This is a genomic window from Salinibacterium sp. SWN1162, assembly GCF_015864675.1.
Classification (GTDB): Bacteria; Actinomycetota; Actinomycetes; order Actinomycetales; family Microbacteriaceae; genus Rhodoglobus.
The window spans coordinates 1,707,056-1,715,853 of sequence record NZ_JADYWT010000001.1 but is presented as its reverse complement, the minus strand read 5'-3'; the positions used below and the strand labels follow the sequence as shown (position 1 = coordinate 1,715,853).

Below are 8,798 nucleotides of genomic sequence, written 5' to 3'. Positions count from 1 at the left end.
GTCCTCTTCTCTGGATTATTTCACGTTGAGGGGCGGCGGGCAGCATTCCCGCGCTCACCGCTCCACAGCTCCGGACAGCAAGTGATACAGCACCGACATGCGCACGGAGACGCCATTCGCCACTTGCTCAAGCACTGTTGACTGTGGCGAATCTGCGGCGGCAGCCGAGATTTCGAGGCCGCGGTTCATCGGCCCAGGGTGCATGACCATGCTACTGGCTGGCAGGGCGGCCATCCGTTCGTCGTTGAGACCCCACTGGCGGGAGTATTCGCGGGCATTGGGGAAGAAGGCCGCGGCCATCCGTTCCGCTTGCACCCGCAACATCATGATGACGTCGGGATTCTGCGCGATGGCGTGGTCGAGGTCATACGAGACGTCGACGGGCCAGCCGCTGAGGTTGACGGGAAGCAAGGTGGCCGGCGCCACGAGAGTCACGTGAGCGCCCAGTGTCGTGAGAAGCCACACGTTCGATCGCGCGACTCGCGAGTGCACAATGTCACCGACGATGGTGACATTGACTCCGTCGAGTCCTTTGCCGCGAGCAGCTGTTCCGTGAAGGCGGCGACGAATCGTGAAAGCATCAAGAAGAGCCTGAGTCGGATGCTCGTGCGTGCCGTCACCGGCGTTCACGATTCCGGCGTCGATCCAGCCACTATCCGCGAGAGTCTTCGGCGCTCCGGATGCCCAATGGCGCACGACGACCGCGTCGGCGCCCATCGCGGCCAGAGTTTGTGCAGTGTCCTTGAGGTTTTCGCCCTTGGAGACGCTCGATCCTTTGGCGGCGAAGTTGATGACGTCGGCGCTCAGTCGCTTGGCGGCCGCTTCAAAAGAAATGCGGGTGCGCGTGGAATCCTCGAAAAAGAGGTTGATCACTGTCTTGCCGCGAAGCGTGGGCAGCTTCTTGACTTCACGCTCCGAGACGCTTGCCATGTCTTCAGCAACGTCGAGAATTGCGATCGCCTCGTCGCGAGACAGCCCCTGGGTGGTGAGGAGGTTTCTCATCCGATGGTCACCTCATCCATTCCGTCGATTTCTTCGAGGCGCACGTTGATCCGTTCATCCGCAGAGCTGGGAAGGTTCTTGCCCACAAAATCGGCACGAATCGGAAATTCACGGTGTCCACGGTCGACGAGCACGGCGAGACGCACGGCGCGAGGTCGCCCGAGATCGCCGAGTGCATCCAGCGCTGCACGGATGGTGCGGCCCGAGTACAGCACGTCATCGACAAGCACGACGGTCTTGCCATCGATACCGCCACTCGGGATGTCGGTCGGTCGGGTTGCCCGCGTGGGATTTTGTGCGAGATCGTCGCGGTACATCGTGACGTCAAGAGCCCCGGCAGGGATCGCCGCGGAATCGACCGAGTGGATGATGGCCGCGATGCGTGTCGCCAGCGTGACGCCACGCGTAGGAATACCCAGAATGACGAGGTCGTCTGAGCCGCGATTGGACTCCAGAATCTCGTGGGAAATTCGAGTCAACGCCCGGGTGATATCAGCATGCTGTAGGACTGTGCGTACAGACATTCTGACCTCCTTCCCCGCCTCTCTGGACGGAATTTAAAGGAAATCTGTTTCAACGACTCTAGCGCACCTTCATGATCTGTTCACGCTCCCCGCCCGAGAGTTACGAGCCCCAACGCTTAAGGAGGAAACGTTCGAGCACCCCCACCGCCGCATCGGTCAGCTTTCCAAGAACCCCCAGCAGGATGATCGTGAGGAACAGCCGGTCAATACGTCCGTTCTGCTGCGAATCGACGAGCAAGAAGCCTAGGCCGAGTGAAGCACCAAGCAACTCCCCCGCCACCAGAAACAGCCAGGCCTGGGCCAGCGCCAAGCGCAGCGACGAGATTACTGCTGGCACGACAGCAGGCAACTGCACGAGGCCGAGTAAGGCCGGCCCCGAATACCCGTAGCTTCGGCCCAGTTCGACCAAATGGGAATCCACATGACGCAGTGCGGATGCCACTGTCGTGTACACCGGGAAAAAAGCGCCGATAGCGATGAGCGCGACCTTGGAGTCTTCGTTGTACCCGAGGTAGAGCCCGAGAAGAGGAACCCACGCGAGAGAGGGAACCGCGCGCAAAGCTCCTAAAGTGGGAGCAAAAAACTCTGACAGCCGAGCGGAAAGCCCAACGACAGAAGCCAACGCAAGACCGACGATCGAACCGATCAGGAACCCCAGGAGAACGCGCTGGGTGGAGATCGCCACGTGTTGGTAGAGCACCCCGCGCTCGTAGAGGTCAACACCGGCCGCCACCACGCTGAGCGGTGTCGGCAGCCGGTAGCTGGCAACCAGACCTGATGTGGCGATGATCTGCCAGAGGGCAATCACCGTGAGTGGGAGGACAGCGCCCAGCAGAACCGGGCGAATCCAGCGACGGCGGGGCGAACGAACCGGCTCGACGGGCGCCGGAGCAACCGCGACATCAGTGACGGCGGGCCGCTCCAGCAACGCGAACGGGTTATTCAGCGACACGGCTGGGATCCGCACTGTCGACGTAGGTCGTTTCGAAGAGCGAGGCGAGAGCATCATCAATCTGCGACTGCTCAGCCACGGCGCCCGAGTCCACGAAAATGGGCCCGATGACATTCAGCACGTCGAGTTGCTTCTGCCCGGGAGCCGGGTCGATCGCGAGGTCCGTGCGCTCCAGCAGCACTGAGTTCGCGATGGGGAGATCGATGCCGGCGACATCCGCGAAAATCGCGGCAGCGTCATCCGGGTTCTCCGCGGCCCATTGGCGCGCCTTCTCATACGCGTCGACAACCACTTGGGCTAGATCTGGCGACTTCTCGAGGAAGGTCTCCGTGGCGTTGAGAAAGCCATAGCTATTGAAGTCAGGGTTGTCATACACGATGCGCGAACCGGCATTCACGACGGATGCGCTCATGAGCGGATCAAGGCCAGCCCAGGCATCCACCGCGCCCGACTCCAACGCGGTCTTGCCGTCGGCGTGCTGCAGCTGAGTGATCGTAACCTCATCGAGCCCGATGTCGAACTCGGCAAGCGTCTGGAGCAGGAAGAAATAGGGGTCAGTGCCCGCGTTCGCGGCAATGTTCTTGCCGCGCAGATCTTCCGCCGACTGAATGGGAGAGTCGGCGGCAACGACGATCGCGGACCAGTTCGGCTGCGAGTACACATCTACCGTCTTGATCGGCGAACCGTTAGCGCGAGCCAACAACGCCGCCGAGCCGGCAGTGGAACCGACATCCAAGGCACCGGCTCGTAAGGCATCGTTGGCGGCGGCGGAACCGGATGACTGCAGCCAAGTGACCTCGACATCATCGCCGAGAGTTGACTCGAGCCAGCCCTCTTCCTTGATGATCAGGCTGAGCGGGTTGTAGGTCGCGAAGTCGACCGCGAGAGTGTCACTGCTCCACCCACCCTCATCGCCGGCTGCTTCGGGAGCGAGAGCTGAGCCTTCGCCCGCCACGCAACCGGAGAGTCCTAGAGTGAGCGCTACCGCGCCTGCGGTCAGAAGTGATGAGAGTGAACGGCGAGACATGATTTCCTTCAGGGGATGTGGGGAGAACGGGCAGAACGAATGGCTGGGCTAGCTGCGGTCAGCCATGGTGAGATGGTGGGTGGCGACGCCGAGGCCTTCGAGTAGTTCAGCCCGCAGCTCAGCAAGGTCTGCGCCACCCCGGTCTCGCGGCCGATACCCCGGGACCGTGACGGTAGATCGCACACTCGAACCGGCATCGCGGGGATCCGCTGTACTAGACCCCAAGAGGATGACGCGGTCGGCCAGGTACAACGCCTCATCAACATCGTGCGTGACGATCACGATGGTCGCGGGTTCTGCCGCGTGGAGCTCCAGAAGGAGATCTTGCATCGCTAGCCGCGTTAGAGCGTCCAGTGCGCCGAACGGTTCATCGAGCAGGAGCACGCCGGGCTGGCGTGCGAGAGCCCGCGCCAAAGAGACTCGCTGAGCCATGCCGCCCGAGATCTGCCGAGGCCGCAAATGCGCGGAGCCGGAGAGTTTGACCAGCTCGAGAAGGTGCCCGACGCGCTCGCGGTCACTCACGGTGCGACGCGTGCGGGGTAGTCCCACCTCAACGTTGCGCGTGAGCGATCGCCACGGAAGCAACCGCGGCTCTTGGAACGCGATCGCTGACCGCGCATCTAAACCCACGACTGGAGCGTCGCCAATGCTGACAGAACCTGCAGTCGGGGTGTCTAATCCCCCGATGTGCCGCAATAGAGTGGATTTTCCACAACCCGACGGGCCGATGAGGGCGACAATCTCTCCCGGAGCGATCTCAAGCGAGACGTCGTTGAGCACCCGGCGCTCGCCGAAACTGCGTGCGAGGCCACGGATGCTGACCGAAAGGGCGTCAGAGGCGATGCTGGCGCGAAGGGAAGAAGAACTCATCCCTGAACGCTAAGACCCGGATCACACGGTGGCTACCGAGGTCGTAACGTAGCGTCACGCAATCGCGTAACGCTACGTCACATAAGCCTGACTATTCGAGGCTAGCCGCGATGCGACCGAGCAATCCATTGATGAACCCGGCTGAGTCTTCAGTCGAATGGATTTTCGCCGACTCGACAGCTTCAGAGATCGCGACGCCCGCGGGGACCTCAGCGTTGAACATGATCTCCCAGAGACCAATGCGCAGCAGTGCACGGTCAACGGCGGGCATTCGGTTGAGAGGCCACCCCTGCGAATACGTCTCGATGAGTTCATCGATTTCTTCGCCGTGCTCAGTAATGCCCACGACGATGTCTTGAGCGTAAGCCCACGCCGTCGCCCGAGCAGGTTCGCTCATTGCGCGCAGCGACTCGGCCGCGAGAGCAGCATTGATGCTCTCGCCGCGAACGTCTGCGCCGTACATAACGTCAAGCGCGCGCTTACGCGCCTTGGTGCGAGCTCCCATTTAGTCGTTCACGCGACCGAGGTAGCCGCCATCGCGGGTATCGACCTTGACCCTGGTGCCCTGCTCGATGAAGAGCGGTACCTGAATCTGGTAGCCGGTTTCGACGGTTGCTGGCTTGCTGCCACCGGTGGAACGATCGCCTTGCAGTCCGGGCTCGGTGTAGGTGATCTCCAGAACAACGGATGCCGGGAGCTCAACATAAAGCGGCTCCATGTTGTGGAGGGCAATCGTGACGTTCTGGTTCTCCAGCATGAAGTTGGCGGCGTCGCCCACGGCGGCTTCGCTCAAGGTGATCTGGTCGTAGTCACTCGTGTTCATGAACACGAAGTTTTCGCCATCTTTGTAGAGGTACTGAAAGTCGGAGCGGTCAACAACCTCAGTCTCAATCTTTGCGCCTGCGTTGAACGTGCGGTCGACAATCTTGCCCGTACGAACGTTCTTGACCTTGGTGCGCACAAAGGCGCCACCCTTGCCCGGCTTGACGTGCTGGAACTCGATAACGGACCACAGTCCACCGTCCATGTTGAGAACGACGCCGTTCTTGATGTCAGCGGTAGAGGCCATTCGTAAATCCGTTTCTGTTAACGAGCAAAGGCGCGATTGAAACACCGAAGTGAAAAAACCAACGTTCGAGTCTAACTGAGTCGCCGTGCAACCGCGTCGAGGCCCAGAATATAGGACTCAAAGCCGAAGCCGGCTATAACGCCGGTCGCGACACCCGAGATCACACTCGTGTGACGGAACTCTTCCCTGGTGTGAGGGTTCGTAATGTGCACTTCGATCAACGGAAGCCCGGAACCCGAGACTTGAGCTGCCGCATCCCGAAGCGCATAGGAATAATGCGTGAACGCGGCCGGGTTCATGATCACGGGCGCGCCAGCATCCACCGCTTCGTGCAGCCACGAAATCAGTTCGGTTTCGCTGTCTGTTTGGCGAAAATCGAGAGTGATCGATGCTGCGTTGGGCAGCGTTTGTACGTGGGCTTCAAGCTGAGCCTGAAGATCGACGAGCGTTCCGCCACCGTACACATCGGGTTCTCTGCTGCCGAGCCGACCAAGGTTGGGCCCGTTGAGCACGAATACTGTAGTCACCGCTCCACTCTAGCGAGACAGGCCCGCTAGACCCCGACTTCCTGGTACGCGGAGTACAGCATGGCTTCGTCAGGACCGTTGAGCATCGACGTGCGCCCCACAGCGTCGAGGACGACGAAACGGATCATGCCGGCGCGGGCCTTCTTGTCGCGTTGCATAGTGGCGAGCAGGGTGTTCCAGCGACCGAGCGGGTAGTCGATGGGAAGGCTCAACGACTGCAGGATGCTGCGGTGTCGATCAACGACCTCCGAGCTCAGCGAACCAGCGAGGTGCGCAAGCTCGGCGGCAAAGACCATGCCCACGGACACTGCTGCGCCGTGACGCCAGCGGTAACGCTCGGCATGCTCGATCGCGTGACCCAGCGTGTGCCCGTAGTTGAGCGTCTCGCGGAGGCCAGTCTCGGTGAAGTCTTCGCCAACGACGCGAGCCTTAAGGCCGATCGAGAGCTCCACGACACGACGGAACGATTCGGAATGAGGATCGGTGACCGCATCCACATCGGCTTCAATGAGATCGAGGATCTCGGGTTCACCGATGAAACCGCACTTGACGATCTCCGCGAACCCAGCCAAAATCTCGTTGCGCGGCAGATCTTCGAGTACATCGAGATCGGCAACGACGGCGCTCGGCGCGTAAAATGCGCCCACAAGGTTCTTGCCCTCTGCGGTGTTGATGCCTGTCTTGCCGCCGACGGCAGCATCGACCATGCCCGCGACACTCGTCGGGCACTGAATGAGCTTCACGCCCCGCAGCCAGGTTGCGGCGACAAACCCTGCGAGGTCTGTCGCTGCTCCGCCACCAAAACCGATTACCGCATCCGTGCGAGTGAAGTCGGTCTGCCCCATGATCTGCCAGCAGAAGGCAGCGACTTCGATGCGCTTCGCATCTTCGGCATCCGGTATCTCGGCGAGAAGAACTTCGTACTTCTCGGAGAGCGACTCTCGAAGCGCATTAGCGCGGGCGCCCAGCGTCGGTGCGTGGATGATGAGCACTTTGGCCACACGCGGGCCAAGCTGCTCCGAGAGCTGCGGCAACAGGCCCCGCCCGATAAGAACGTCGTAAGGATTCGCGCCGGCGACCGGGATGATCGTGGTTTCAGTCATTGCTGTTGGGTTCCCAACCAGTCGGCGATCTCACGCGCGACTTTTTCCATTGGCTTCAGTGAGGTGTCGATCGTGAGCGACGAAAGTTCGTCGTAAATCGGGCGTCGTGCTTCCACGAGTTTTTCCCACTCGTCCGCGTTCTTAGCGAGGGGACGCTTCGTGCCCGCGATGCGGAGGCGAGCAGCTGCTTTAGACATCGTGAGTTGAACAACGCGATGGGACGCAAGGTCGGCACGGGTCTCGAGATTGAGTACCGCTCCCCCGCCGAGGGTGACGACCGCGGGTTCAAGCAAGGCATTCGCAACGGCTTCGCGTTCCCGTTCGCGAAAATATTCTTCGCCGAATTCAGCGAAGAGCTCGGGGATGGGACCGTGCGAGGCTACGACGACCTTGTCAGTGTCGATAAGCGGCGCATCCAGAATCTTGGCAAGCTTCTTACCCGCCTTCGTCTTACCCGAGCCGGGCGCGCCAATGATCACCACGAGGGCGCCACCGTCATTCAGCACGAGACGCCGGAGTGGTGCTGAGCGAGTCAGGAATGGCTGCGACGTACGCGTCGAGGTTGCGTTTGGTCTCACCGAGCGAGTCGCCACCGAACTTCTCGAGAACCGAGTTGGCGAGCGTCAGCGCCACCATGGCTTCAGCCACAACACCGGATGCCGGCACCGCGCACACATCAGAACGCTGGTGGTGAGCAACAGCAGCCTCGCCCGTCGCAACATCGACCGTGCGCAGAGCACGCGGAACCGTAGAAATCGGCTTCATCGCAGCACGAACCCGCAGAACGGTACCGGTGGTCATGCCACCTTCGATTCCACCAGCACGGTCACTCAGACGGGAAATACCGTCTTCGCCCTGAACAAGCTCGTCGTGCGCTACTGAACCACGGCGGCCAGCTGTCTCAAAGCCATCTCCGACTTCGACGCCCTTGATCGCTTGAATGCCCATGAGTGCCGCCGAAAGCTGAGCATCGAGACGACGATCCCAGTGGGTGTACGAACCCAATCCGGGAGGAAGGCCATAAGCCAGAACTTCGACGACGCCGCCGAGGGTGTCACCGTCTTCATGCGCAAGGTCTACCTCAGCGACCATGCGCTTGGAGGTTTCGGGGTTAAAGCACCGCAGCGGATCAGCATCCAGCGTCACGACATCGTCAGGAGCAGGCAACGCGCTACCTTCGGGCGATCGCACGGTACCGATCGAGAGCGTGTGGCTGACCAAGCGGATACCGAGGCCCTCGAGAAAGGCTCGGGCTACGGCGCCAAGGGCAACGCGTGCAGCGGTCTCTCGCGCACTAGCGCGCTCAAGAACGTTGCGAGATTCGGCAAAGTCGTACTTCTGCATGCCGACCAGGTCGGCATGCCCGGGACGTGGGCGCGTCAACGCAGCACCGCGGCCCTTCGGCAGCGTCTCCGGATCGACCGGCACAGGACTCATTACGTCGACCCAGCGCGGCCATTCGGTGTTGCCGATGCGCAGCGCAACGGGGCTGCCCATCGTGAGACCAAAACGAATACCACCGCTGAGAGCGAGTTCGTCCTGCTCGAATTTCATGCGGGCACCACGGCCGTAGCCCAGAGTGCGACGCACCAAGTCAGCCTGAATTTGTTCGGGAGAGATGGGGACGCCCGCGGGCATCCCCTCAAGAATTGCAACCAATTCGGGGCCGTGCGATTCCCCGGCCGTTAACCATCGAAGCATTCCACAATCCTCCCACATCAGCG

The 8,798-nt window shown here is 61.3% G+C and carries 11 protein-coding genes; all 11 read right to left on the bottom strand.

Annotated elements, in window-relative coordinates; all coding sequences use genetic code 11:
• Positions 1-54: 54 nt before the first annotated feature.
• A complete protein-coding gene (locus I6E58_RS08085; RefSeq protein ID WP_197132088.1) occupies positions 55-1,002 on the bottom strand; it encodes an aspartate carbamoyltransferase catalytic subunit in 948 nt (315 codons plus the stop codon).
• On the bottom strand, positions 999-1,526 hold the full coding sequence (gene pyrR / locus I6E58_RS08080; protein WP_197132085.1) for a bifunctional pyr operon transcriptional regulator/uracil phosphoribosyltransferase PyrR: 528 nt from the start codon (positions 1,524-1,526) through the stop codon (positions 999-1,001). Before pyrR ends, I6E58_RS08085 begins: the two co-directional genes overlap by 4 nt.
• Before the next feature lie 100 nt (positions 1,527-1,626).
• On the bottom strand, positions 1,627-2,478 hold the full coding sequence (locus I6E58_RS08075) for an ABC transporter permease (RefSeq protein WP_307842034.1): 852 nt from the start codon (positions 2,476-2,478) through the stop codon (positions 1,627-1,629).
• Positions 2,465-3,505, bottom strand: coding sequence for an aliphatic sulfonate ABC transporter substrate-binding protein (locus tag I6E58_RS08070; protein ID WP_197132079.1), 1,041 nt, complete (start codon positions 3,503-3,505; stop codon positions 2,465-2,467). Before I6E58_RS08070 ends, I6E58_RS08075 begins: the two co-directional genes overlap by 14 nt.
• A 48-nt stretch (positions 3,506-3,553) precedes the next feature.
• Complete coding sequence (locus tag I6E58_RS08065) at positions 3,554-4,375, bottom strand: ABC transporter ATP-binding protein (RefSeq protein WP_197132076.1); 822 nt, start codon at positions 4,373-4,375, stop codon at positions 3,554-3,556.
• A gap of 91 nt (positions 4,376-4,466) precedes the next feature.
• On the bottom strand, positions 4,467-4,880 hold the full coding sequence (gene nusB / locus I6E58_RS08060) for a transcription antitermination factor NusB (protein WP_197132074.1): 414 nt from the start codon (positions 4,878-4,880) through the stop codon (positions 4,467-4,469).
• Positions 4,881-5,444 carry an elongation factor P gene (gene efp / locus I6E58_RS08055; protein ID WP_197132072.1) on the bottom strand — a complete coding sequence of 188 codons (564 nt, stop codon included), beginning with the start codon at positions 5,442-5,444 and terminating at the stop codon, positions 4,881-4,883.
• Between the two features lie 71 nt (positions 5,445-5,515).
• Entirely contained in the window at positions 5,516-5,971 is a 456-nt protein-coding gene (locus I6E58_RS08050; RefSeq protein ID WP_197132070.1) for a type II 3-dehydroquinate dehydratase, read from the bottom strand.
• Between the two features lie 26 nt (positions 5,972-5,997).
• Entirely contained in the window at positions 5,998-7,074 is a 1,077-nt protein-coding gene (gene aroB, locus I6E58_RS08045) for a 3-dehydroquinate synthase (RefSeq protein WP_197132068.1), read from the bottom strand.
• Positions 7,071-7,580 (bottom strand): shikimate kinase, encoded by a 510-nt coding sequence (locus I6E58_RS08040; RefSeq protein WP_100388923.1) that lies wholly within the window; start codon positions 7,578-7,580, stop codon positions 7,071-7,073. The genes aroB and I6E58_RS08040 overlap by 4 nt, the downstream gene beginning before the upstream one ends.
• On the bottom strand, positions 7,570-8,775 hold the full coding sequence (gene aroC, locus I6E58_RS08035) for a chorismate synthase (protein WP_197132066.1): 1,206 nt from the start codon (positions 8,773-8,775) through the stop codon (positions 7,570-7,572). The genes I6E58_RS08040 and aroC overlap by 11 nt, the downstream gene beginning before the upstream one ends.
• Positions 8,776-8,798 lie beyond the last annotated feature (23 nt).